The 25,755-nt window shown below is 47.7% G+C and carries 23 protein-coding genes; 8 read left to right on the forward strand and 15 right to left on the reverse strand.

The window, feature by feature from the left end; all coding sequences use genetic code 11:
- Window positions 1–7: 7 nt before the first annotated feature.
- The 4 genes from AC3WTP_RS19585 to hemE all read right to left on the reverse strand — a co-directional run bounded on the left by AC3WTP_RS19585 (window position 8) and on the right by hemE (window position 4,716).
- A complete protein-coding gene (locus AC3WTP_RS19585; RefSeq protein ID WP_492396319.1) occupies window positions 8–1,057 on the reverse strand; it encodes a ThiF family adenylyltransferase in 1,050 nt (349 codons plus the stop codon).
- A 188-nt stretch (window positions 1,058–1,245) separates the two neighbouring features.
- Window positions 1,246–2,529 (reverse strand): molybdopterin molybdotransferase MoeA, encoded by a 1,284-nt coding sequence (locus tag AC3WTP_RS19590; protein ID WP_492396320.1) that lies wholly within the window; start codon window positions 2,527–2,529, stop codon window positions 1,246–1,248.
- Between the two features lie 184 nt (window positions 2,530–2,713).
- Complete coding sequence (gene hemH, locus AC3WTP_RS19595) at window positions 2,714–3,655, reverse strand: ferrochelatase (RefSeq protein ID WP_492396321.1); 942 nt, start codon at window positions 3,653–3,655, stop codon at window positions 2,714–2,716.
- 2 nt (window positions 3,656–3,657) lie between these two features.
- Entirely contained in the window at window positions 3,658–4,716 is a 1,059-nt protein-coding gene (hemE, locus tag AC3WTP_RS19600; RefSeq protein WP_492396322.1) for a uroporphyrinogen decarboxylase, read from the reverse strand.
- Between the two features lie 254 nt (window positions 4,717–4,970).
- Between hemE and AC3WTP_RS19605 the strand changes: the two genes are divergently transcribed.
- From AC3WTP_RS19605 to AC3WTP_RS19620, 4 genes are all read left to right on the forward strand, one after another.
- Window positions 4,971–6,377, forward strand: coding sequence for a spore germination protein (locus tag AC3WTP_RS19605; protein ID WP_492396323.1), 1,407 nt, complete (start codon window positions 4,971–4,973; stop codon window positions 6,375–6,377).
- Between the two features lie 4 nt (window positions 6,378–6,381).
- On the forward strand, window positions 6,382–7,545 hold the full coding sequence (locus tag AC3WTP_RS19610) for a GerAB/ArcD/ProY family transporter (RefSeq protein ID WP_492396324.1): 1,164 nt from the start codon (window positions 6,382–6,384) through the stop codon (window positions 7,543–7,545).
- Entirely contained in the window at window positions 7,542–8,624 is a 1,083-nt protein-coding gene (locus AC3WTP_RS19615) for a Ger(x)C family spore germination protein (RefSeq protein WP_492396325.1), read from the forward strand. The genes AC3WTP_RS19610 and AC3WTP_RS19615 overlap by 4 nt, the downstream gene beginning before the upstream one ends.
- A 106-nt stretch (window positions 8,625–8,730) precedes the next feature.
- On the forward strand, window positions 8,731–9,942 hold the full coding sequence (locus AC3WTP_RS19620; RefSeq protein WP_492396326.1) for an MFS transporter: 1,212 nt from the start codon (window positions 8,731–8,733) through the stop codon (window positions 9,940–9,942).
- 108 nt (window positions 9,943–10,050) lie between these two features.
- Here AC3WTP_RS19620 and AC3WTP_RS19625 read toward each other — a convergent pair whose 3' ends face one another.
- The 4 genes from AC3WTP_RS19625 to AC3WTP_RS19640 form a co-directional block, all read right to left on the reverse strand.
- Window positions 10,051–10,473: a GNAT family N-acetyltransferase gene (locus AC3WTP_RS19625; RefSeq protein ID WP_492396327.1), complete on the reverse strand. Its 423-nt coding sequence runs from the start codon at window positions 10,471–10,473 to the stop codon at window positions 10,051–10,053.
- A gap of 234 nt (window positions 10,474–10,707) precedes the next feature.
- The gene (locus AC3WTP_RS19630) at window positions 10,708–12,057 is read right to left on the reverse strand and encodes a sodium-dependent transporter (RefSeq protein ID WP_492396328.1); all 1,350 of its coding nucleotides are present in this window, start codon (window positions 12,055–12,057) and stop codon (window positions 10,708–10,710) included.
- A gap of 64 nt (window positions 12,058–12,121) precedes the next feature.
- On the reverse strand, window positions 12,122–13,471 hold the full coding sequence (locus tag AC3WTP_RS19635) for a sodium-dependent transporter (RefSeq protein ID WP_492396329.1): 1,350 nt from the start codon (window positions 13,469–13,471) through the stop codon (window positions 12,122–12,124).
- A 144-nt stretch (window positions 13,472–13,615) separates the two neighbouring features.
- A complete protein-coding gene (locus tag AC3WTP_RS19640) occupies window positions 13,616–14,251 on the reverse strand; it encodes an O-methyltransferase (RefSeq protein WP_492396330.1) in 636 nt (211 codons plus the stop codon).
- 94 nt (window positions 14,252–14,345) lie between these two features.
- On the opposite strand from AC3WTP_RS19640, the gene AC3WTP_RS19645 reads away from it, so the two are divergent.
- Together AC3WTP_RS19645 and AC3WTP_RS19650 are read left to right on the forward strand one after the other, a co-directional pair.
- A complete protein-coding gene (locus tag AC3WTP_RS19645) occupies window positions 14,346–15,509 on the forward strand; it encodes a THUMP domain-containing class I SAM-dependent RNA methyltransferase (protein WP_492396331.1) in 1,164 nt (387 codons plus the stop codon).
- Window positions 15,510–15,584: 75 nt separating this feature from the next.
- Window positions 15,585–17,513 carry an LTA synthase family protein gene (locus tag AC3WTP_RS19650; RefSeq protein ID WP_492396332.1) on the forward strand — a complete coding sequence of 643 codons (1,929 nt, stop codon included), beginning with the start codon at window positions 15,585–15,587 and terminating at the stop codon, window positions 17,511–17,513.
- 617 nt (window positions 17,514–18,130) lie between these two features.
- Here the strand turns inward: AC3WTP_RS19650 and AC3WTP_RS19655 are convergent.
- The 5 genes from AC3WTP_RS19655 to AC3WTP_RS19675 form a co-directional block, all read right to left on the reverse strand.
- Window positions 18,131–19,537, reverse strand: coding sequence for an L-cystine transporter (locus AC3WTP_RS19655; protein ID WP_492396333.1), 1,407 nt, complete (start codon window positions 19,535–19,537; stop codon window positions 18,131–18,133).
- A gap of 164 nt (window positions 19,538–19,701) precedes the next feature.
- Window positions 19,702–19,986 (reverse strand): hypothetical protein, encoded by a 285-nt coding sequence (locus tag AC3WTP_RS19660; RefSeq protein ID WP_492396334.1) that lies wholly within the window; start codon window positions 19,984–19,986, stop codon window positions 19,702–19,704.
- 146 nt (window positions 19,987–20,132) lie between these two features.
- The gene (locus AC3WTP_RS19665; protein ID WP_458566643.1) at window positions 20,133–20,357 is read right to left on the reverse strand and encodes a DUF1450 domain-containing protein; all 225 of its coding nucleotides are present in this window, start codon (window positions 20,355–20,357) and stop codon (window positions 20,133–20,135) included.
- A 91-nt stretch (window positions 20,358–20,448) separates the two neighbouring features.
- Window positions 20,449–20,706 (reverse strand): hypothetical protein, encoded by a 258-nt coding sequence (locus AC3WTP_RS19670; RefSeq protein WP_492396335.1) that lies wholly within the window; start codon window positions 20,704–20,706, stop codon window positions 20,449–20,451.
- A gap of 64 nt (window positions 20,707–20,770) precedes the next feature.
- Window positions 20,771–21,991: a M14 family zinc carboxypeptidase gene (locus AC3WTP_RS19675; RefSeq protein WP_492396336.1), complete on the reverse strand. Its 1,221-nt coding sequence runs from the start codon at window positions 21,989–21,991 to the stop codon at window positions 20,771–20,773.
- Window positions 21,992–22,307: 316 nt separating this feature from the next.
- On the opposite strand from AC3WTP_RS19675, the gene AC3WTP_RS19680 reads away from it, so the two are divergent.
- On the forward strand, window positions 22,308–23,447 hold the full coding sequence (locus tag AC3WTP_RS19680; RefSeq protein ID WP_492396337.1) for a DegT/DnrJ/EryC1/StrS family aminotransferase: 1,140 nt from the start codon (window positions 22,308–22,310) through the stop codon (window positions 23,445–23,447).
- 24 nt (window positions 23,448–23,471) lie between these two features.
- Window positions 23,472–24,020, forward strand: a complete 549-nt coding sequence (locus AC3WTP_RS19685) for a GNAT family N-acetyltransferase (RefSeq protein WP_492396338.1) — start codon at window positions 23,472–23,474, stop codon at window positions 24,018–24,020.
- Between the two features lie 142 nt (window positions 24,021–24,162).
- Here AC3WTP_RS19685 and racE read toward each other — a convergent pair whose 3' ends face one another.
- Both racE and AC3WTP_RS19695 read right to left on the reverse strand, forming a co-directional pair.
- Entirely contained in the window at window positions 24,163–24,972 is an 810-nt protein-coding gene (gene racE / locus AC3WTP_RS19690; protein ID WP_492396339.1) for a glutamate racemase, read from the reverse strand.
- 308 nt (window positions 24,973–25,280) lie between these two features.
- On the reverse strand, window positions 25,281–25,742 hold the full coding sequence (locus AC3WTP_RS19695) for a YtxH domain-containing protein (RefSeq protein ID WP_492396340.1): 462 nt from the start codon (window positions 25,740–25,742) through the stop codon (window positions 25,281–25,283).
- Between the last annotated feature and the right edge of the window lie 13 nt (window positions 25,743–25,755).

Below are 25,755 nucleotides of genomic sequence, written 5' to 3' on the forward strand. Positions count from 1 at the left end.
ATGAACATCATCCAAACAACCGATCAGCTATCGCACGCGCTTCCACAGCATCTTTCGTACCATGAACCAGCAGTCGTCCATCTCGGAACAATACGACGCGATGGTGTTCGAGTTGAATCGATAATAAATAGGGATTACCCTTGACCTGCAAACCTTGCACCTTGCTAAGTCTAGCCGCAATCTCTTCAAGCTCGACAATCTTCTGTTTCGAAGGGCGGATCTGTATCGTTTCTCGACCGCACAGGATGTCTGTCTTGCGATGATTAGCCGCATCCAGATAAGGATATGTCGGATGATCGCCGCATGATGGACAATCCGCCCGTTTCGCAGCCTGAACCGATATCGCCGTGTGCTGGTTCTTCCATAGGTCGAAAGATACCAGTTTGCGAAGGAGAGCATCTTGGTTGCCTGTGAGCCATTTCAGAGCTTCAGCCGCTTGATAGGCTGCAGTCATATGTACCGCGGGTGCGATGATCCCCGCTGTATCGCATGTTGGACCGCCCATAGGAACCGTTTCCAACAAGCAGTGAAAGCATGGTGTAATTCCAGGCTCCACCATCATGAATATCCCGTTGCTGCTGACACATGCGCCGTATATCCACGGAATGCTATGCTTCTGCGAATAATCATTAATGAGCATACGCGTATCAAAGTTATCCGTAGCATCGATGATTAAATCACGATCATGCGCCCATTCCTCAATCTCATACACCGATACGTCCGCAACAATGCCGCGAACAACGGTGTCCGATTGAATAGCCTTCAGACGTCTCTCCGCCGCAATCGCCTTCGGCAGGTGGTCGATCGCATCCTGCTCGGTGTACAGATGCTGCCGCTGAAGATTACTCCACTCCACATAGTCGCGATCAATGAGCGTGACATCGCCTACTCCCGCTCGCACGAACGTATCCGCGAGCGCAGATCCCAACGCCCCTGCGCCAATGATCAGAATACGGCTTTCAGCGAGCTTCTGCTGCCCCTCCTCACCAATTGGCGCAAATAATTGCTGTCGTGAATAGCGATCCTTGCTGTTCACGGATTGATTCGGTGCCGTCATCGCATACTCCCCTTTTCATGCATACTAGCAGCACATTTCCATTTCCTTGTTTAATTGTACATGAACCGATTTCAAAAGCCTACTAGCACAAGTTGAAAAATTCGGTTTTGAATCCTTTTTTATATGCTATAACAGAAGAGCCGCCTATTTCATCTTCTGAGAAATAGACAGCTCTACACATAAGGTATCTACAAAGGTATGACATCAACTACCGTTCCTTGCTCCAATCCATCCTGGGACGGCATGACGACGAACAAGCAGTTCGCATCGCGAATCGAAATTGTCGCATTCGAGCGATCCACATTCGTCGGTCTCACCCACAGGCTTCCCTGATCATCAGCGTGCATGATGCCGCGTACGAAGCGAACAAATTGATCGGCAACTCGATACGGTTCTGCCAATCTGGCCCGCAGCAGATTGCGATAAGGCACCTTCGCTCCCTGCATGCGCAGCAGTGCGGGACGTACGAACATCTCGCAGCCAACATAGCAGGCGCTCGGATTCCCAGATAGCGCGAACAGCGGTTTACCGTGCAGGATGCCAACAGTTGTAGGACTTCCCGGTCGCATGCTGAGCTTATTGAACAGCAGTTCCCCCTTCCACTGCTGCGTATAATCGTACAGGATGTCATGATCTCCGACCGATACTCCGCCGATCGTGATGACTGCGTCATAATCGCTGTCCACAGCTGCCTGAACAGCTTTAGCCAGCTTACCCATATCATCACCGACCTGCGGCAGCAGCTTAGGAACTCCGCCTGCCTCCTGAATTTGCGCGAACAACATGTAGGCATTACTGTTCCATATCTTGCCCGGCTCCATCTCCGAGTCAACCGGGATTAATTCAAGCCCTGTTGGTATGATGGCGACCTTCGGTCGAGTGAATACGTAGGTGTTGCTGATTCCGAACATGGCAAGCAGCGCCATCTCGCCAGCTTCAAGCAGTTGACCTCGTTCAACGATAACTTGCCCTTGCTCGATCTCCGAGCCGAGCAGCGTTACGTTCTCGCCTACCGATACAGCATCCAGCACAAGTACTTCTGTCTGCTTCAGCAGCTCCTCTCGCCTAAGCCCCATACCAGATGTCGCTTCCAGCTTCACAACGGCATCGGCACCCTCCGGCATCTGTGCGCCTGTCATGATTCGGGTGGCTTCACCTGGCTGCAGAGTTCGGTCATAGGTTTCGCCGCATGCGATCTGACAGACGACACGCAGTTCGATCGGCTTATCTGGAGACGCGCCTGCGAGATCTTCCGCTCGTACCGCATAACCGTCCATATTGGCGCGATGAAAGCTCGGCACTGGCATCGTTGCATATACGGTCTGCGCTGCTCTTCTGCAATAAGCATCGGATAGAGCAATCATCTCAATGGATTCGCATACGATACGTTCCATTAATGCTTCTTGCGCTTCAAAGACAGACAACGGCTTTCTTTTAAAACGAGCTGTATGGTCTTGATAAACGTCACTCATGTTAAACGCCTCCTTATTATTTTATTTACGCGCACAACAACGATATGTAACGAAAAGAGGCTTGCCACCGAATAGCAAAACCTACTCGAGACAGCCTCATTAGGATACCAATTGTGAAACATAGCTAAACGCTATTGTCTGATTCTAAATGCGCGATTCAAGCCCCATGTTCAAAATAAGAGCTCTATTCTGCCTGCGTGATGCAATCAGCCAGCACATTCATATATAGCGGATCATGATTCAACATGCGGATGCGTTTGAATCCGAGTCCGATCGAATCCGACTTCTGCTTCGCTTCAATATCAAGATCGTACAGCACTTCCAGATGATCGGAAACGAAGCCGATTGGCGCTGAAATCACATAACGAATTCCTTCTTCAAATACGGTTTCTAACATGTCCATAATATCCGGACCGAGCCATGGCATCGCGGTTTGGCCCGCACTCTGCCATGTAAACCGCCAATTAGCGCGTGAAATGCCACACTCAGATGCGATAGCTTCCGAGCTTTCCAGCAGCTGCTTCGGATAAGGATCATTCATCTCTAGAATGCGTGCAGGCAAGCTGTGAGCGCTGAACAGCACATGCACATCATCCAGCTGAACGCCTTCCGCTTCATACTCCTTCAGCTTCTCCACTACACGGATCTTCTGCGCTTCAATCCATTGCGGATGCATATGGTAGCTATCGATACCTTTGAAGGCTACACCCTGCTTATCCGCTTCTTCCGCCGCGCGTTTCATATAGCCGCCTATACTCATGACAGAGTAGTGCGGCGCAAGCACAATCCCTACTGCTTCTCGAATTCCGTCAGCAGCCATCTGCGCGATTCCGTCCTCGATGAAAGGCGCCGCATGCTTGAGCCCTTGGTAACAGACATACTTGATGTCTCCACCAGCTGTGCGGCGATCGAATTCCTCTTGGAGCGCTCGCACCTGCTTGTCCGTATTCTCGCGCAGCGGAAATACACCGCCCACAATCGCATCATAGCGCGAGCTGAGCTCTTCCAGCTGTTCCGCTGTCGGCGGATTGCCGCGTCGAATATGTGTATAATACGCCTCGATCTGATCCATGCCAGAAGGTGTTCCATATGACATCACCAGAACACCGATCGTACGTTGCGCCATGCTTATGCCTCCCAACGACGTGCAGCCAGCACATCTGCAGAATAGTTATGCACATACTCGGTCAATTCCTTCAGCTTGTCCAATGACGCCTCAGGGAACAACCCATGACCAAGGTTGAATATATAGCCTGGTTTCATCATGCCTTGATCCATTATATATCTAGCTTCACGCTGAATGTTGTCCATAGGACCTGTCAGCAGATAAGGATCCATATTGCCTTGTACAGCAAATTGATCTCCTAAGCGGCGACGACCTTCTTCAATAGATACACGCCAGTCAAGTCCGATAACGCTTGCTTTGACTTGATGCAGCAGCGGCAGCAATTCACCCGAGCTTACGCCTGGGAAGTAGATGTTCGGCACATTAAGATCCGACAGACTAGCGTAAATACGCTCTATCGTTGGCAGTACGTAGGTTTGGAAATCACGCGGTGACAAGGAGCCTGCCCAGCTGTCAAACAGTTGGAATGCTTTGCCTCCATTCTTAATCTGAGAGCGAACGTACGTGATGACCATGTCACCGAGCTTATCCATCAGCATGAACCATAGCTCTGGGGCTTCATACATCATCGTTTTCGTTCGGATATAAGACTTGGAAGGCCTGCCCTCAATCAGATAGCTTGCGATCGTAAACGGCGCGCCCGCAAACGTGATGAGCGGCACCTTCAATTCACGATCCAAGATGCGGATCGTTTCTAGGATATGGCCAAGATCCCCTTCCGGATCAACGGGCTTCAAGCGCTCGATCTGCTCCTTAGAGCGAATCGGATCATGAATAACAGGTCCTATATTGGCAACAATATCAAAATCGATTCCAATAGACGCGACCGGATTCATGATATCGGAATATAATATAGCCGCATCCACACCTAGCTTGTGAACAGGCATCATGGTAACTTCAGCTGCTAACTCTGGCTGTTTGCATATTTCCAGAAGGCTGTACTTTTCTTTAATCCTACGATAATCCGGATCATATCGACCCGCCTGCCGCATATACCACACGGGCAGCCGATCTACAGGTTCTTTGCGACAAGCGCGCAAGAAGCGATCATTGAAAGTCATATTTAAGATCCCCGCCTTACATGGAATTGTGATTTATATTACATCTTATTTCTCCCATTATGCCCCTTTTCGAAAACTACCACAACCAGAGTGCAGCTGTAAGCTATGACAATCTGTTGACAAACAGCGTCCGAACTTGGCGAGATCTATTCTTATGCCGCTTAATTTCATGAAATATGGAGCAATTAAGACATATTTTTCATTGTTACAACCATACTAACCTTAATAACCCATTAACGAAGAAGGTGACGATTATGAATGATACTTCAACAGAGCCAACTGATTGGCAAGCTCTTCTGCAGAAACAATTTGAGGATTGTGACGATATCACGATACGATCCGTTGTTAATCACGAGGTTACGCTGATTTACTTTGAATGCTTCTTTATAAATGCGATGTTTCATCAAGTCGTTACCGACTTTCTTGAGGATGCCCCTGTCGAGAATGCTCTTAATCGAATCATGAACATATGGGATGAAGTCTATGGTCATAACCAGGCAGACCAGCTTCAAAACATGAGCAAATACATATTGGATGGAAAAATCGGGGCTATCTATGGCGGGAAGCTATATTATATTGATGCCGGCACAAGTCCCACTCGTTCCATTCAGCCTTCAATGAGGGAAACGTCCATATCAGGACCTCATGAGGGATTTGTAGAGAAAACTTCAACTAATATTTCACTCATTCGCCGCAGACTTCAGACAGCAGATCTTAAAGCTCAGCAGTATGATATTGGCACAGACATACCTATAACCGTGCACATGCTATATCTGCAAAATCAGGCTTCACCAGCAGCCGTCAACCTAGCAGCAGAGCGGCTATCCAAGCTGCGCATGAAACAGGCTCTGGACACCGTACAAATTGCCAAGAGGCTGGAGGATTTCCCATTTTCGTTCTTTCCGCAATGGTTAATTACAGAACGCCCCGATACGGTTTGTCTCCAGCTCATGAGAGGTAAGATTGTGATCTTAGAAGATGGAAGCCCAACCTCGATTATTGCGCCTGTCAGCTTTCTAGATTTTTTCAGTGTGGTCGGAGACTTGTATGAACGTTGGCATTTTGAGATCCTCATCCGTATTCTCCGTCTCGTATCGGTTGCTGTAACACTGTTATTCAGTGCGATCTATGTTGCAATCACTACCTATCATTATCAGTTCATACCTCCTTCTCTATTGTCGACTATGGTTCAGTCACGTCTAAAAGTGCCGTTCGAGCCTATGTATGAAGCACTGCTAATGGAAGGAGTTATTGAAGTGCTTCGAGAGGCCAGTACTCGATTGCCTAATAAGATCGCACAATCGATCGGGATTGTAGGAGGTCTCGTGTTAGGACAAGCTGTTGTGCAAGCTGGACTAGCCGGCAATGTGCTGATCGTCGCCGTCGCTGGTGGAGCACTGTCTTCCTTCATCATGCCTAGCTATACGATGGAGACCTCATTTCGAATATTGAAGTTTGTCATGATCATCTTTGCGGGTACTATGGGTTACTACGGTATCCTTATATTTCTCGCGCTGCTAATCACCCATATATGTCACTTAACGAGCTTGAAGCAGGAATACTTGATGCTACACCACTTTGTCGACTTCTTAACAGAAGGTAGGGGCAATCTCATGAATTCTGCATTAAAAGGAAGCAGCGAGAGCAAACGAGGAGGTTAACAACTTGTCAACCACAATAAAAGGCTATGCGGTCTGCATCTTGCTCTTTATGATCATTCGGGGAACAGGCTTCTTTGAACTTCCTTCCACAACGACAAAAGTGTTCGGTACTAACAGTTGGATCATGCTGTTGGTTTACACGATCTTGATCATCGCACAGCTGTGGCTCTTGAGTATTGGCTCGACAAAGCATAGCAACATCTCGTTATTTCAATTTATTCAGAGTTATTTTCCAAGTTGGTTAGGCAAGAGCGTCTTATTCTTACTGACCCTCTTATTTATGGGTATTGCGTTTCGAGGCGCTTATTCGATCATTCTCGTACTTCAATTCATGAGTGACCCGACTTTAAAGGTGCGCTATGTAACGATTATTTTACTGATCGTTGCAGCCGCGCTATCGTTGCATGGTATCTACACGCTAACTAAGAGCACCGTCTTATTTTTCAGTCTGACGATCTGGATATCGTTGTTTGGGCTGATTCAATTTACGGATTTTAATCTGACTAGGCTATCACCGTATATATTACAAGGAGGCTCTTGGGACTTCAAAGGGATGATTGATGTTCATAGCGCTTTTCAAGGATATATGGTCATTATATTTGTTACATCTCATATAGAGAGAAACTTAAAATGGTTCAAATACGCCGCAATCGCTATAGCGGCAACGGGGATCTATTTCATACTCCATTGTATGCTGACGCAAGGTCTTGTACCTTATGAGATGCTGCAGACGATTAATCACGTCTCACTGCGTACAAATGGAGCATCACGGATAACAGCTCTCGCATCCATCACGGATCTGTTATTCATCACATTTGTATTTTCGAGTGTCATAACATCAGCCGTCTATCTATGGGCTGCGTACCAATCCACCGATTATATGAGCAAACAGAAGAAGCCGAAGAAGCAGAACTACTTGAAATTTATGATCGTTCTTGTAACGATCTGTATGGTTTTCATCCCGCTCAGCATTGATCAATGGGACAGTTTGTTTAAATTAATCTCCTTGATCAACTTCATATTTGGAATCTTATTTACATTACTGTATCTCTTGATTCCGCCGCATAAGGCTAAGCCATCTGATTCGAGCAATCCGACTTCTTCAGATCAAGATGCTTCCAGTATGGGGGCACTTCCCGTCATGGAAGGAGAGCAGTCATCTATATGAACAAGAAGCTTGCTCAATGGTGCGTCATATCTCTGCTGCTTTCTTTGCTATTAGGAGGCTGCCAATTAAAGCGAATCATTAATCACGATGGCTTCATCCAAACGGTGACGGTTGATCTCGTCAAAGGTGAGCCGAACATGTACTATTACGGGATTACATACCCTGAACTTACATTAGATGGAAAGAGTAAGACGATTAGTCTTGGTGTTCGAGCGCATGATTTTCAGGAAGCCTACCTTCACTTTTCTTCAGAGACTCGCTTCGCCCTTGTTCTGGGTCAGATCCGAAACGTCGTCTTCGGGGAATCCGTATGGAAGCATGATATGAAGAGCGCGTTGGAGAAGCTCAACTTCCAGCCTAAATTTCCGCTGACAGGACGAATCATGGTCGTAAAAGGTGAAGCTAGAAAGCTGTTAGAGCTAAAGGAAGATACAACTGATTTTCACTTGTACCATCTGACGATAAAGCTTCAAAAGACCAATGATTTCTCATTGTCAACGCTATTCAACTTCATTCGTGACTACATTCAGCCGGGCATTGAACCTGTAGCGACTAACATTAGGGTTGTCGATGGCAGTTTATCCGTATCAGGTTTGGGTGTCTTTTCAAGCAATAAACTAGGTGGATTCGTTAACGAAAATGATGTGAACTATTTGTCTCTCCTGCGCAACCAAAAGAGCAAAGGATACTTTCATATCAGTGATGAGTCATTAGGAGGCGATCATAGATCGATTATCTTAAACAATGCTCGTTCCACGTCTAAGATCAAGGTGCTTCAAACAACACCTGTGCCAAAGGTCGCTATCGATATAAACATAACAAGTACACTATCGAAGACCTTCACTGAGAGGGATAGTAATATAAAGGAAACCGAATCAGGAATTGCCCTAGCGCTGGAACGCCAGATTAATCGAGTGATCAAGGAACTGCAGACGATGAAAAGTGATGCGATCGGCATCGGGATGCATGTGCGAAACAAGATGCCTTATAACGAATGGAATGAGCAGGAGTGGCCTGAAATGTTTTCGAAAGCCGATATAGAATGTAAAGTACGTTTCCGTCTGGAAAATATGTTCTAAGGTCGGATCTGTGTGAGTTTCGTAATCAGTTATATGTTGCTTATGATATAATAGGCACCAGTTACTGGCTTCGGACGGGTGTGACCTTCGAAAGTGGTGAAACAAAGTGCAACAATGGAAATTGAACCTCATCATCTTATGGCTCGGCAACTTCTTGGTCATGGCGGGAATGACCATGGTCGTACCCTTTCTAGCGTTGTACTTGCAGGAGGATATCGGCTTAACGGACACCCATCAGATCGGGATATGGTCTGGGCTCATTTTCGCCGGAAACTTTGTAACCTCCTTTATCTTTCAGCCGATCTGGGGTAAATATGCCGATAAGTATGGACGCAAGGTTATGCTGCTTCGATCCGGCTTCGGAATGGCGATTGTTACTGTACTGATGGGTTTTGCCACCAGTCCTCTACAATTATTGCTGCTCCGCATGCTGAACGGAACGATATCCGGCTTCAACCCTGCGGCCATCGCGCTGGTATCCGCGACGACTCCCAAGAAACAGATGGGCTTCGCAATGGGCACACTGCAGTCCGGTGCGGTCGCAGGGACAATCCTCGGTCCGTTGATCGGCGGACTGCTAGCGGATTGGGTTGGCTTCCGGCCGATATTTTACATAACAGGCAGCTTGCTGTTCCTGGGATCTTTACTGGCGCTCCTTATGGTGAAGGAGAATTTCAACAAGGAGCAGGCGATGTCTGTGCCGCAAATCTCGGTTATTGAAGGCTTTAAGGAGCTGAGCAAGACAAAGGAGCTCTTGGCCCTATTCACTGTCACCTTCTTGCTGCAATTCGCGATGCTCAGCCCAATGTCGCTCATGCCCCTTTATGTGCAGGAACTGCATGGATCAACGGAGAACCTAGCTCTGCTATCAGGTATGGTCAGCGCGATTACTGGCATATCCAACGTGATCTGTTCGCCTCTGCTGGGAAGATTAAGCGACAAGATTGGAGCACACCGGATCTTGATGTTCTCGCTTATCGGTGCGGCTTGTACTTTGATACCGCAAGCCTTCGTCAATAATGTGTGGCAATTATTGATTGTACGATTCATGCTCGGCATGTTCATGGGCGGTCTGCTGCCTTCAGTAAACTCACTTATTCGCAAATTCACTCCCGATGGCATGGAGAGCCGAGCGTACAGCTTCAACAGCAGCACGCTCGCACTTGGCAATATGGCTGGACCTGTTGTTGGCGGTGCCGTTTCTGGATTAATCGGCATTCAAGGCATCTTCATTATGTCAGGCATATTCTTGCTAATAAACGTGCTATGGGTACGCTTCAGCCTGTTTGGTAAATCTCGTTCATCTATCCGTTCGTAGGATGTAATCGAGCCAGATAATAGGTCACAAGATGAACAGCTGTGATTAGAAAGCCGTCGGAGCCATCGGTGATGCTTCTGCGGCTTCTATCCCGTTTGAACAGTTTTACTATTTAATGTCCTTTTTTAAATAGTAATGTGTATGTCTTCCTGCGTTAGGAATGGTTCCCCATACTTCATAACCCTGCTTCTTATAAAAGTCTAATGCCTGAAAGCTCAACGTATCCAGCTTGATGAACTCGCATTTCTTCTCCTTAGCAAGTCGTTCAGCTTCTATTAACAGCTGCTTCCCGTAACCTGATCTTCGATACGCTTCATCGATGCACAGATATTGAACCTCCATCCAGTTCCAGCATATTTCGCCGATAAGCCCGCCATATGTACGACCATCTGCATCTTTAAGATACAGCTGCACGGCTTGATATCTGCCTTTCAAGTCATCTGGAAAGTGCTGATGATTAAACACAATCAGCTTATTTATCACACAGTCCTTATCAACAGGGTTCTCTTCATTAGAGATGAACAATTCCATTTTCGTCACTCCTTCTGCTATGCGATTGTAGAGTTGATAACTTCTGATCCATTACGACTATAGTGTACCAGTTCCCCCTTTCCTTGTGACGAGTATCAATTAATTATAGTTGAACATTCCTAAGATCTTGCTGTTTCGACTTTCAATACAAAGAAGAGCTGCTCCCTAAAGTCATGTTCGATGACCGAAAGGAGCAGCTCTTGCTTAATGCCTTATTCTATTTAGTCAACAAATCTATACCGGCAGCAACCCAACAACGTTCAAGAACACGAGCACGATGACAACTGGGATGATGTAGCGCAGCATAAACAGATAGTAGACAAGCCCTTTGCGCCACCATGCAGGCTCTGATTGCAGTTCATTAACGAGCATCTCCCGCGGGAATCGATACCCGACAAAGAGTGCAATCAGCAGCGCGCCGATCGGCATTAAGATGTTGGACACAACATAATCTGCAAGATCAAACAGTGACTTGTCAAACAAGGTGATGTCAGACAAGACCCCGAAGGATAAAGCGAACGGAATACCGACAATGAATATGATCCCGCCGAATATCCAGCTCATCCGTTTTCGTTTCTTATCATCTTGATTGGAGAACCGAGCAACTAAGATCTCCAACATGGAGAACGCCGATGTAAAAGTCGCAAACAAGAACAAAGCCAAAAATACTGCGATAAATACCGATCCAGCGAACATCTGCTCAAATACCGCAGGCAGTGTAACAAACAGCAGTCCCGGTCCCTCATTCGGCGACATGCCTAATGAGAACAACGCTGGGAATATCGCTAATCCGGCCATTAAAGTCGTCACTACATTCAAGGTTACTACCCAAGCAGCTGAGCGGGTTAACGACTCCTTTTTATCCAGATAGGAACTGTAAGTCACCATGACGGATACACCGACACTTAGGCAGAAGAACGATTGACCAAGCGCGCTTAGAATAGCCTTAGCATTAATGTTGTCGAAGTTCGGCATTAGGAAGTACTTTACACCCTCCATCATGCCCGGCAGCGTCAGAGAGCGAATGATCAATACGACGAATAAGATAAACAAGCCTGGCATCAGCAGTCGACTTGCGGATTCTATCCCTTTCTTAACTCCTCTTCCAACGACCCATATCGTAATTAGCATAAAGCTGCACTGAGCAAGCACTGCGTACCACGGATTAGCAACGGTGTCATTGAATAACTGACTATAATCATATCCCGCATGCAGCAACCCGCCGAATAGACTGCGAGCGAAATACAACAGTATCCATCCACCAATTACACTATAATAGGATAACAGCAGAAAGCTTGTCCCCATCCCCAAATAACCGATCCAGTGCCACTTCGACCCCGGCGCGATCTGACGATAAGCCGATACCGCTTCTTTCCCTGTACTTCTACCGATAAAGAACTCAGCAATTAATAGAGGAAGTCCAATCAATATGGTGAATAAAACAAACAGCAGAAAAAATGCGCCGCCCCCGTTAGTCGCAACCGTATTCGGAAACTTCCAGATCGCTCCGATACCGATCGCTGATCCAGCAGATGCTAGAATAAATCCAATCTTTGACGTCCATTGATCATTGCGCGATGACATGATTGATAGCCCCTCCATTATTCATGATGTCAGACCTCTGTATTTGTGGTGAACTTTAAATCGATTATAAAGGCAGCAAGCCCAAACCGTTTAAGAACACGATGAGTACGATAAGCGGCAGCACATAACGAAGCATGAACACATAGATGTTCAAGCCTGCCTTCCAGCCTGGAGCAACGGCGGACCATTCCTCGATCAAACGTTTGCGCGGAAAGCGATATCCGACGAAGATCGAGATAAGCAGCACACCAAGCGGAAGCAGCACATAGGAGACGATAAAGTCAGCCCAATCGAATACCGTCTTGCCCATAATGGTGAGCTCCTCAATACCGAATGACAGCGCGGATGGAACGCCTAACGCGAAAATAATTCCACCGCATATCCAGCACATCTTGCGGCGCCGCTCTGCTTCGCCTCGTGAGAATGCAGCCACCACGATTTCCAGCAAGGAGAAAGCCGATGTCAAGGTTGCAAATAAGAACAACGCTAAAAATATCGCAATAAACAGAGAGCCGTACGGAATCTGCTCAAACATGCCCGGCAGCGTAATGAACAGCAAGCCTGGACCTTCAACAGGCTCCATGCCAAGGGCGAACAGCGCTGGGAAGATGGCGATTCCCGCCATCAGCGATGTCATCACATTGAGCCCCACTACGGAAAGAGCGGGCTTGCCGATCGGGTCCTTCTTGTTCACATAGGAAGCATAGGTTACCATACAAGAACCGCCGACGCTAAGACAGAAGAAAGATTGACCAAGCGCGTATAGAATAGCTTCCGGAGTCAATCGGCTGAAGTCCGGCTTCAGGAAATACTCAAGTCCAGCCGTCATACCCGGCAGCGTCAAGGATCGAATCATAAGAATAACAAACATAATAAACAGTGCCGGCATCATAATGCGGCTTGCTCGCTCAATACCGCCTTTGACACCCTTGGCTACTACGATTATCGTCAGCAGCATGAACGCGCCTTGCGATACTACGGCAACGAGCGGTTCAGAGATCGTACCGTTGAATAAAGCGCCATAATCTTGACCTTGATGCAGGAGTTGACCGAACAACCCTTTTAACAGATATAATATGATCCAGCCTCCGACAACACTGTAGAAGGACAGCAGAATCGAGCAGGTAGCCATCCCCATATAACCGACCCAATGCCAGCGTGAACCCGGCGCCAGCTCTCGATAAGCAGAGACAGCTTCCTTGCCTGTGCTGCGGCCAATCATATATTCCGCAAGCAGCAGCGGTAAACCAATTCCGAATGTAAATAGTATGAATACAACAAAAAAAGCGCCGCCTCCGCTCGTGGCGACGACATTTGGAAATTTCCAAATAGCCCCCAACCCGATTGCGGATCCTGCTGACGCTAAAATAAAGCCTAACTTAGAAGTCCATTGCTCGTTCGTATTTGCCTTCATGATGTCTATTCCTCCCTAAGCTTCTACTCTGCTCTACTCTACTCTGCTAATTACCCTGATCTCATCATCAGAACAGCAAAAATTATGGTTCATTATAACATAATCACTTCGCTACGGACTTCAGGAAATATATTACATAAATCATCATCTCACTCGCATGATAGCTAAGCCGTCATAGGAAGACAGCATGGTGCTGTCCAGACGCTCATCCTGCGCGACGAGCTGGTTAAAGCGGCGCATCGCAAGCACAGCTGGACCCTGCTTGTCCGGATTAAGTGTACGCCCTCTCAGCATTAAATTATCGGCCACGATGATCGCTCCTGAATTGGACAGACGAATCGCATATTCCAAATAGTTCGGGTAGTTCTCCTTATCCGCGTCGATAAAGAACAGATCATATTTCTGCTGCTCCACTTCCAGCGCTGCCAGCGATTCAAGGGCTGGACCCAGCTTATATTCCACATGCTCGCCATAGCCAGCTTTCTTCAAGTTCGTATGCGCGAGCTCCGCATACTCTTCGCGCAGCTCAAGCGAGACAAGTTTCTTCTCGCCGCTCAAGCCTCGCAGGATGCACAGACCGCTGTAGCCGCCGAACGCGCCGATCTCAAGCGCTCGCGACGCTCCTGTCATGCGTGCCAGCATCGTCAGCAGGCGTCCGTAGCTGTCGCCGACAGATATATCTTTAATCCCGCGCTCGGCAATGGAGCGCTTAATCATGTCCAGTTCTTGATCAGGCTTATATAGCCCGTCCAAATAGCTTTCTACGTTTTGCATAGTCATTTTCACAACCTCCTGCAATTATGATATGATGATTCCCAGACGAACTCAAGATTTGCATTCTTTTGCAGAGAAAAGAACGGAGTGAACATTAGTAATGAGCAAACCATGGTCATTAATCGCAACAGCGCCGATGGGGCTTGAAGCTGTCGTTGCGCGCGAGCTGCGAGATCTAGGCTACGATGATGTCAAGACCGAGAACGGAAGAGTAATCTTTAGCGGCGGACCGCTCGACGTATGCCGCGCGAATCTGTGGCTGCGTACGTCGGACCGCGTCTTGATCAAGATGGCGGAGTTCCCTGCGCGAACGTTCGAAGAATTGTTCCAAGGAACGAAGGCAGTCGAATGGCAGGACTTTATTCCTGTTGATGGCGAATTTCCGGTTGAAGGCCGTTCCCATAAATCACAGCTCTCCAGTGTGCCAGCTTGTCAAGGTATCGTGAAGAAAGCGATCGTTGAGAAGCTGAAGGAAAAGTATCATGTGGATTGGTTCAACGAGACAGGAGCTTATTTCCGTGTCGAAGTAATGATGCTGAACGATATCGCGACGCTCGTGCTCGACACAACCGGCCCCGGCTTGCATAAACGGGGTTACCGCAAGCTTGTCGGCAAAGCCCCGCTCAAGGAAACGATGGCGGCAGCGCTTGTGCTGCTCAGCCGTTGGAATCCCGAGCGGCCGCTCTATGATCCGTGCTGTGGATCAGGCACGCTGCTGATTGAAGCGGCTATGATCGGCTGGAACGTCGCGCCAGGCATGAGAAGATCATTCCCATCGGAACATTGGCCTTCCATTCCGAGCGAAGCCTGGGAAGACGCGCGCGATGAAGCGTTTGACGCTGTGCGCGATGATGTAGAATTAAAGCTTCACGGTTCAGATATTGATCCGGAAGCGATTGAATTGGCTAAAGCTGCGGCTAAGAGCGCGGGCTTCGCCAACGAGATCACATGGGAGATTAAGCCTGTATCCAAGGCTAAGCCAGAGGGCGAGTACGGCGTTGTCTTAACGAATCCGCCGTATGGCGAGCGGCTCAGCGAGAAGGACGAAGTTGAGCGGCTCATTCGCCAGATGGGCTTCATGATGAAGACACTGCCAACATGGTCCATGTTCGTCATCAGTCCAAGCAAGCAGTTTGAGCATTATTTGGGACAACCTGCCGACAAGCGGCGCAAGCTGTTCAACGGCACCATCGAGTGCCAATTTTATCAATATTTCGGACCGCTCCCGCCTCGCAGCTACAATAAAGAGCAAGACGATCAATAAAGAAGCGAAAGGACTTTGATCTATATGAATGGTACATTCAACCATTCCTTGCAAGGAACAAAACAGAGATCACCTATGCACATGGTGTTAACCGGGTTGCCGTTCATCTTGTTCATTCTGACGATGCTAGGGAAGACCATCCTGATGAACAAGATGTTGGCAATACCCAATATGGCTACTGACATAAGCGATATTCTAGTCGCAGTAGGCGCGCTGCTTATCGCAGCAGGCTGGACATGGTGGCTGCCTAAGCGCTGGCGGCCATTTGCGCTGCTCCTGTTGAATATCGTGTTAACGTTTATGTTGTTCGCCGATCTCGTATATTATCGTTATTTCCAGGACTTTATAACGATTCCCGTGCTGCTTCAAGCGTTTCAGGTCAGCGCACTTGGCGACAGCATCGCCTCGCTCATACACCTGAATGACATCTTGTTCTTCTTGGACTGGATCGTGATCATCCCGATCACGATCATGTTCGAACGAGCTTGGAAACGTGAATATAAGCAGCAGAAGGAATCCTTAGGCTTTCATTACAGACGTCCATCCAAGCTCCGCAATGGTCTGCTGAGGCTCACCAACGGCTTGATTGCGATTATCATTGGCTCGCTGCTGTTAGCATTACCGATTCAGTATGCAACTTCGACTTGGGCGAAAGGAATCTTCACTGGAAACTGGTGGAATGCTTCTATTTATAACATTACCGGATTGTATGGATTTCACGGTTATGACATCTACCGATACGCTAAAGAGAATTGGTTCGTGGATCAAGACTTGACCGAAGCCGAGCAAGCGGAGCTGGAGCAATGGTTCGGTCAGCATAAGGAGATGCTGAAAGGACCCGCTTCAACCTTCGGCAAGTATAAAGGGAAGAACGTTCTCGTCGTCCAAGCGGAGGCGTTCGAGAACTTTGTCATCGGCACAAGTATTAACGGTCAAGAAATTACACCAAATCTAAATGCACTCGTTCAGGATAGTTTATACTTTAATCGCTTCTTCCATCAAACGGGGCAAGGACGTACATCAGACGCAGACTTCGGCGTGCAGACTAGCTTGCACCCGCTGCCTACCGGCTCCGTATTCATCCGCTATCCGGATCATCAGTACGATGCGCTGCCTAGCATATTGAAGCAGGCTGGTTATACGACCGGAGCCTTTCATGCCTATGAGGCTGGCTTCTGGAACCGGTACGTCATGTACGACAATCTCGGCTATGACTTCTTCATGAGCAAGAAGGATTATGTGATAGACGAACCGTTGGGCTGGTCGCTCGGCGACAGTTCCTTCTTCCGTCAGTCGGTAGATCGACTCGCGAACGAGAAGTCGCCTTTCTACAGCTTTATGATCACATTGTCAAGCCATCATCCTTATAAGCTGCCAGCTGAAGTGCAGACGCTGGATATTGGCGAATATCAAGATACGATCTTCGGCGATTATTTGCAGGCCGTGCATTATGTAGATTATGCAATGGGTGAGCTGATCAAAGATCTGAAGCAGAAAGGCTTATGGGAGAATACGATCCTGGTCTTCTACGGAGATCATGATAACTCAATCGGCGAGAAAGAACCGCTCGAGAAGCTGATCGGCAAGCCGCTTAGCGACTTCGAATTCATGGAGATTCAGGGGCAAGTGCCGATGATCATCCATCTGCCTGACGGCGCGGAGAAAGGTACTGTTGACACGGTAACCGGTCAACTGGATGTTGCGCCGACCCTGCTGCATTGGCTCGGTATCGATCCAACCAACTACTACTTTATGGGCAGCAACATGCAGGCTGAGGGCGAGCATCTTGTCGTACTGCGCAACGGCTCCGTAACGAATGGCGAGATCTATTATGTACCGTCTGCTGATAATATTTACGAAAATGGTACCTGCTACAAATACGACACAGGCGAACCAGCAGATCTGGAATCGTGCAGACCTATGTATGATGAAGCGCTGAAGCGGCTTAGCCTATCCGATCTCATCATTGAGAAGAATGCAATTCATCAGATGCGGCAGCCTTAAACGAGCTGTTGAATACAAAGGGGCTGTCCTAAAAGTCATTTTCCTCATGTCTTTTGGGACAACCCTTCTTTTTTACACCAATAAGAAACCGCTTACCTAGTCGATGAGACTGGATCAGCGATCTATTTTATCCGATAGCACATACGGTGACAGCAAGACCGTATGACCCGCGCTTGAACGGACACAGGGGCCGCTATTTCATGATTTCGGGGTATTTTTTGAGGGCTTGCGGACTCAGATGACGCTATTTGCTTCAAAACTAGCACTAAACTACTTATTCAGGTCAAATAACGGCTCTACGGTCCGCTAGTATGGCGATTTAGTGGTTTTTGCTGCAAATAGCGGCTCGTGTGTCCGCTCCCAGCCCATGTAGATAGCTATCGATTTTATCGAATAGCTGTAGAACTTGGAATGGACAACCTTGAGCTCGCCATCATCGAAAAGTCTATCTCAGATGAGGCGTCAAAAACCTGCATCTCAGCTCCAAAATCAGCTCATGTGAGGCTGAGGTGCTGAAAATTAACGTCTCAGACGCCACAACCGCATCGGCGAGCCGAAAAAAAGGGCTTTCCCAGGTAGAAAAAATCTACTTTTGGGAAAGCCCCTTTTTTTGAATATTATAAGGATAATGCTGAGTCGTTGGCATCCCCTTTATGACTTGGACTGTTATAGACTGAGACATCCAATTCCTTGGTCCATTTGCTCGTAATCAAGCCGGATGTCATGGATCCGCTCACGTTCAATGCTGTTCGGCCCATATCGATTAACGGCTCAACCGAAATCAACAAGCCTGCTAATGCAACCGGCAGATTCAAGGTCGAGAGAACGATAATCGCTGCGAATGTCGCTCCCCCACCTACGCCGGCTACACCGAAGGAGCTTACGGTAACTACAGCTATTACCGTTGCAATGAAGCTGAAGCTGAATGGATCAATACCCACTGAAGGGGCGATCATAACAGCCAACATAGCTGGATATATCCCAGCGCAGCCGTTCTGTCCAATGGATAATCCGAACGAAGCGGAGAAGTTTGCAATGCCGTCAGATACGCCTAGTTTCTTCACTTGTGTATCGACGTTCAATGGCAATGTGCCCGCAGATGTCCGTGAAGTGAATGCGAAAGTCAATACCGGCAATACTTTCCGAACATATGTCAATGGATTCAGTCCATTTAACGCAATGAGGATCAAATGAATGCAGAACATCACAATCAAGGCAACATAGGATGCAACAACGAATTCACCTAATTTAACAATCTCATCATAATTGGTGGTCGCCGTTACCTTAGCGATCAAGGCAAGGACGCCATATGGTGTCAGACGGAGAACTATCGTAACGATGCGCATAACAACAGCATATAGAGCCTCAACGAGCTTCGTAAACGTCTCTGCTTCTACCGGCTTCTTCTTCGAAATCCCGCGGAGCGCGACCCCGATGAATGCGGAGAAAATAACGACGGCAATCGTGGAAGTCGGACGAGCGCCCGTCATGTCTTCAAACGGGTTCGACGGGATCACTTCTAGGATCTGCTGCGGAAGTGTCTTATCTTCAACGTCGGCCAATTTGTTTGTCAGGTACTCGCCTCGATTGATTTCTTTTTCACCTTGCTCAATATTTACGGAAGTCAAATTAAATCCTAGTGCTGATGTAATCCCTACGGCAGCGGAAATCGCTGTTGTGAACAAGAGAATTCCGATAACCAGCGTACTGATCTTGCCTACGCCTTTATCCGCTTTAACTTTGATAATCGCAGAAATAATCGATACCATAATTAACGGAATGGCAACCATCTGCAGCAGTTTCACATATCCGTTACCAACTAAGCTGAACCAGTCAATAGAATGTGCAATCACATCTGACGTTCTGCCGAAGATCAATTGCAATGAGACCCCGAAGATAACCCCTAAGCCAAGCCCCGTGAAGACTCGTTTTGAAAAGCTGACATGCTTTTTCTGCATATACCAAAGAAGCCCGATTAAAGCGATCAATATCAATACATTTACTACCGTAGAAAGCACTTCCATCTCGAATATCCTCCTTATTGTCTTCATCATTCGCGAGACCGTTTCTCGTTTGTGAGATAACTATAATACAATTATTCCTACCTGTAAAGTATGAATTAAACCAAAAAAAAGATCACCCTCCTCCTGACCAAGAAGGCCAAGTTGAGGGTGATTCGTGTATCCGCTTATTTCTCGCGATTGCTCCACTGCTCGCTGTCCACTAGGCTGGTCAGCCGAACATGTTCCTCGGCGAGCATCTCTTCCGCAAGCTCAACAGCCTGCTGATTCATACTGTCTTCAGCTTGTACTACAGCGCGGTCCGCATGCCCGAGCGCTCGCTCAGCTTGATCCACAGCTTGATCTGTTGGATGCGTCATCGCTTGCGATACGGCATGATGAGCTCGTTCTACAGCATTCTGCGCTTGTGAGATGGGATTCTGCGACTGTAGGCTTGAGTCATACCTCGACATCGATCCTAACCTCCTCGGAAGCCGGTCGCAATGCTGCACCTTGCATTGGTCCTGAATGCAGCACTGCTGTACCGTTAATCCCTGTTAGGATACGATAAGGCGGTCTATCTTATGCGCTAGCTGAATGAAGCGCTGAGAGCATTATGTCATTTGATGAAAGCTTTTGCCTTCTCGATCGCTTCTTCTTCGGTAAAGCCTGTAACGTGGCGGCCGTTCACAAAGATAAATACACGCTTCTTACATGGACCACAATAGGATTCACAGCCAATTCTAACGTTAGCTTCAGGATCTAATTGCTTGACCTTTGTTAAGAAGGATTTCATATTCTTGATGTGACGGCACTTCTCACATACACGTATATCGTTACTCATGATGATGTCACTCCGATTAATTCCATAATTTTAATACTTTTAAGCAATACTATTGTAAGGGAACTTTACCTGATAAGCAACCTTCCAGTTGTCATCTTCCAACAGAATCATACTTTGCTGCGCGGTTGGAGAACCATGGAATGACGATTAATGTAAACAGCATATCATCTATCGGCATAAACGGCATCAGGTCAGGCAGCACCCAGTACAAGAGCACAGCGCCGGCAAACAGCGCCTTCATCCTGAATGGCACCTTTGACGAAAAGAGCATGGCTGGCGCTGTTCGAAACAAACTCAACAGCCTTCCACGAGTACGCGTCTTCGGTCGCAAAGGCGATTTCTGAGTCATAACACACACCTCCCTGATTCCAAGTATAGTGTATGTTAATCCATTCGTCATCACTCAGCCACGTTCATCCTGCTGAAGTGTGCAGACCGCTCAATACCGACTTCATAATATGGCACACGTCAGCATACACCCGTTCGAACTGATCGAGCGGCAGCGGATTCACACCTAGGCCAAGCTCAACGGTAAATCCTGGTCTGCGGAAGTTCTGGATGAACCAATCCTTAAAGCCAGCATCGCTCCCCGTGAGAGCGACGGCACGATACCCGCTGGCATTCTGGAGCTGCTGCGCCCACAGCTGAGACTCAGGAGGTTCATATCCGCGGTAATTCCAGTAGATCTCCTGCCCTTGGGAATGAAAGGATAGCGCGATGTCAAACGACATCCGCTCCACATATGCCGCAAGCGCCGCTGCTTCCGGCTCGGATAAAGGCTGCGTGCCTCCATAATTCATCGGCGCAGGCTTGCGGACACCGCGGCGCCGGCATTCTTCTTCCCAATGTGCGGGAAACTGATCGTTCAGATCAACGCCGCGAATATTCGCCTTCCAGCTGCTGAAGCGATTTCCTGCATCGTTCCATTCCAACAGAAGCTCAGCATATGGATGGCGCGGAGTTACCCCCTCCTGCACCAGCTCCACCCCATCTGGATTAACCATCGGAACTACACATAATGTATTTCGTTCATATGCCGCATGACTGTCCCAGCCTTGCCAGCTCGTGCACGTTTCATAATGTGACGCATAATCCTCGAAGAACTGCATCAGCCCTGCCGAGGTCAGCCATTCATTCGCATGCACAGCCCCATTAGCGTGAACAAGGTTAGGACCCGACCCGATGCGCAGTGCGATTATAGGCTTGCCCATCACACTCTCTCCGATCTGCTCCGTTCGAATAAAGGGATACCTTGCTTGCAGCCGATTGATATCATCCATCAACTGCGCTGGTCCATATTCAGCGCGAGTCTTCGCTTCTCGCTCATCGCTCCAGTACGGAATAGCGATGCTCTGGCCTGGAACCAGCCTGCGCGGATTAATCATCGGATTCGCATTCGCCAACCATTGTATAGGCACTCGAAATTGAGAAGCGATCGAGTAAAAGGTATCATCCTGCTGAATGACATAAATAGTGGGCGGGATATGCGGGATCTGGATAAGCTGTCCCGGTTTCACATATTCATTGGGGCGCAGCTGAGGGTTATGTGCCATCAACGCCTGAATATTTACACCATATCGTAAACTGATACGCAAATAAGTATCGCCCTTCTGAACGATATACGGGATTGCCACTGTGCATGTCCTCCTTTTTCACACTCCATTATGGTTAATGGTTATGCACTCTCCGAGAAGAACAGCACCTGATATCCCACAATACTGCATCAGCCTTTTTTCTATCAATCTCACAATTCGTCCACTTTCTATCAATACTATTTTCATAAAGTAGTAAAAGAATGAAATTCAAGTCTTAGACTTAACGACCAATTCGTTGCTGCGTTATCCGCTTCCGATTCCAACAGGGTTCCAGCCGACTCGGGTCGTATGATCGAACATCTATTCTATTGATCCCTGACAGGGCAGAACCATATCAGAGAACGGAAGTGATATCGTGAATATTCCATTGTTTGTCCCTACTTATCGCGTGGATGAATGCTTAACAGAAATCCGCGAATGCTTGGAAACAGGTTGGACGGGATTCGGATATAAAACAATTGCTTTCGAAGAAGAGTGGAAGTTGTATACAGGCTTCCCCAATGCTCACTTCGTCAATTCAGCCTCAACGGGACTGTCCATCGCAATAGAAGTATTAAAGATGACGAATGGCTGGAAACGAGGCGACGAGATTATAACTACACCCTTAACCTTCGTGTCAACGAACCATGCGATTCGATATCATGAGCTGAAGCCCGTATTTGCAGATGTGGACGAGTATCTCTGCTTAGATCCCAACGAAGTAGAACGCCGGATTACACCTCGAACACGAGCTGTCATGTTCGTAGGTATAGGAGGCAATACAGGTCAGTACGAACGAATCGCTCAGCTGTGCAAGGATTATCGTATCTCACTCATCCTTGATGCTGCTCACATGGCAGGCACTCGTCTGAATGGCGCTATTCCCGGCCATGAAGCTGACGCTGTCGTCTATTCCTTTCAGGCGGTTAAGAACCTCCCAACGGCGGATAGCGGAATGATCTGCTTTCAGCATGCGGAGCAGGATCGCTTAGCGCGCAAGCTCAGTTGGTTGGGCATTAATAAGAACACTTTTTCCAAAACCGAACAGGATATAGCTTACAGCCGGCTCTATGATGTCGAGCATGTAGGCACCAAGTCACACGGCAACTCCATTATGGCTGCGATCGGCATCGTCCAGCTCCGCTATCTGGACCAGGATAACGCATATCGCAGGCAGCTAGCTGAATGGTATGAAGCTGCGCTCGAGCCGCTGTCATCTCACGTACGTATTATTCCATCAGCGCCTGGATGTGATAACGCGCGGCATTTATTTATCGTTCGCATATCGGAACGCGACAAGCTGCTGCAAGCATTAAATGAACAAGGCATATATCCGGGCGTCCATTTTCGATCGAATACAGAGTACCGCATGTACCGGCACGCAAGAGGGCAATGTCCGCAGGCAGAAGCCTTATCCAAAGAAATAATGTCTCTTCCGCTCCATCTGCGAATGTCCAATGAGGATGTTCAAGCCGTAGTAGAAGGCATCAAACTATTTATTCAACGAGATCTATAAGAGATATAAAGGAGTCAGGATATTATGGAGCACTCCCACCGCATCTTAACGCCTCGTCTGCTGCTCCGTCCGCTCACCGAACACGATCTAGAACGAGTAAGAGGCTGGCGCAATCAAGAAAATATCCGCATCTGGTTCCAAGACGATCAGCTGATTCAACCTGAACAGCATCTAAGCTGGTATGAACGCTACCGGACAAATGCAAATGATATGACCTTTATTGCCGTACAGTTAAAGCAAGAGATTCCGATCGGTATGGGGGCTTTATATCGTATCGATCACATCAATGGAATTGCTGAGTTTGGAAGAGTATTGATAGGAGACATCGACTATCAGGGACAGGGCTACGGAGAGGAGATCGTACGAGGTCTTACGAAGTTTGGTCTGGAGCAATTGGGAATGAACACTGTCGAACTGTTCGTTAAGATCACGAATACGCGGGCCATTAAAGCATATATGAACTGCGGATATGTGCATGATCGCTCTTATCGTCAGCCTGGAGCCAGAGGAACAAGTTCCCTCATTCGTATGATTTGCACCATTTCCCATAATCGCAAAGAGGGGCGCAGATGAATTCGGCTGCCCTTAGTGACATACCGGACAAGCGGCTCATGACGGGATTCAAATATACCCCCTAAAATATAAAGAAGAGGGCAATCCTCAGGCAAGCAATTGCTCGGGGACAGCCCTCTATTCTTGTAGAAAGTTGCTATTATTAATAAAAATGCGGAACCTGCCAGATCACCGGTACATCCCGAAGCTGGGGACCGAGCCAATCCAACGTAATTCGTTTAAATATATCTGGATCTCCACTGCAGAAGAATTGATGTACAGGAATCTCTTCCATGTCCGCCAACTGATTCTTGTCGTGGAGAATCGTACTCACTTCACGTGCCGTTTCTTCAGCGGAATTAATAAGTTCAACACCCGAGCCCATCACTTCTTGAATCGGTTCTCTTAAAAATGGATAATGTGTGCAGCCAAGCACGAGCGTATCGATCGGCGTTGCTCGAATGGATGCGAGTGAATCACGGACGACGTCCCACGTTTCTTCTGAACGATACATTCCCTTCTCTACCAATGGAACAAATAACGGGCAAGGCTGACTAATAACTTCTACATGCGGCGATAATCGCATTAATGCTTGTTTATATGCTCCGCTCTTAACCGTTCCTTCTGTTCCGATGACACCGATATGTCCTGACTTCGTTGCTGCGATTGCTGCTCTCGCTCCTGGATGAATAACCCCTACGACCGGGATCGATACACGGGATCTAATCTCTTCCAATGCTACTGAAGCGGCGGTATTGCATGCAATAACGATCATTTTAGGATCAAATTGAATTAAATAATCTACAATCTGCTGAGTAAAATGCTTGACTTCTTCTGGTGTTCTTGGGCCATAGGGTGTACGAGCCGTATCACCGAAATATATAATTTTTTCCCTTGGGAGCTGTCGAATGACTTCTTTGACAACCGTTAAGCCCCCTACTCCCGAATCGAGCATTGCGATAGCCTGCTGCACGTATACACCGCTTCCTTCACTTCATGTTAGTCTGTAAAATTTACACCTCAACCGATCTGCATCGTGAATACGCTCCCGAACATCGCGCATACGCTATGGGTTACGATATGTTTGCTAGATGTAAAACGTACCTTGATCTTACCCGATTCACTTAGATCGTTCAAGTGTCCTCCAATAGACTCACATGTCCATACACGCTTCCTTGTCTCAGATAACGCATAAAAAGCCCCTTCTTCTGGAGTAAATAAAACAACATCTCCAGATAAGGGGCCTTTCCTGTAATTTTGCGGCTTGACGTGCGTAATGGATTAGATAACGAACAGAATCTGCTTCTCTTCTTCTGCAGAAGCTTCGACTGTTTGTTCCGATTCATCTACGATGCCATCAGCAGTCTCATCTACTAGATCGTCAACAGATAGTTCGATAGCTTCACAGGTTATAGCTTCAGCTTCACAGGCTGACTCCGAGGATACAGAAGCGACCTCCAGCTGAGGTTCCTCAACACCAGAACGACCTTCCTGCCAATTTTGAATCGTACGCTTCAATCCAACCGTCTTCTCTTTAGCTGTATCGATCAAGTTCGAAGTCCGATCACCAATCTGCTGCGCCAGCTGCTGTGTCTTCTCGCCTGCCTGCTTTGCGCCATCTGCGATATCTTGACGCAGTTCACGACCTGCCTTGGGGGCAAACAACAGGGCGGTCACACCTCCAACAACCCCACCTACCAATGTGCCAATCCAGAACTTGCGGTTCGTGTCTTTTTGCGACATTTCCATTCCTCCT

This window comes from Paenibacillus sp. EB106-04-04-XG159, assembly GCF_058791835.1.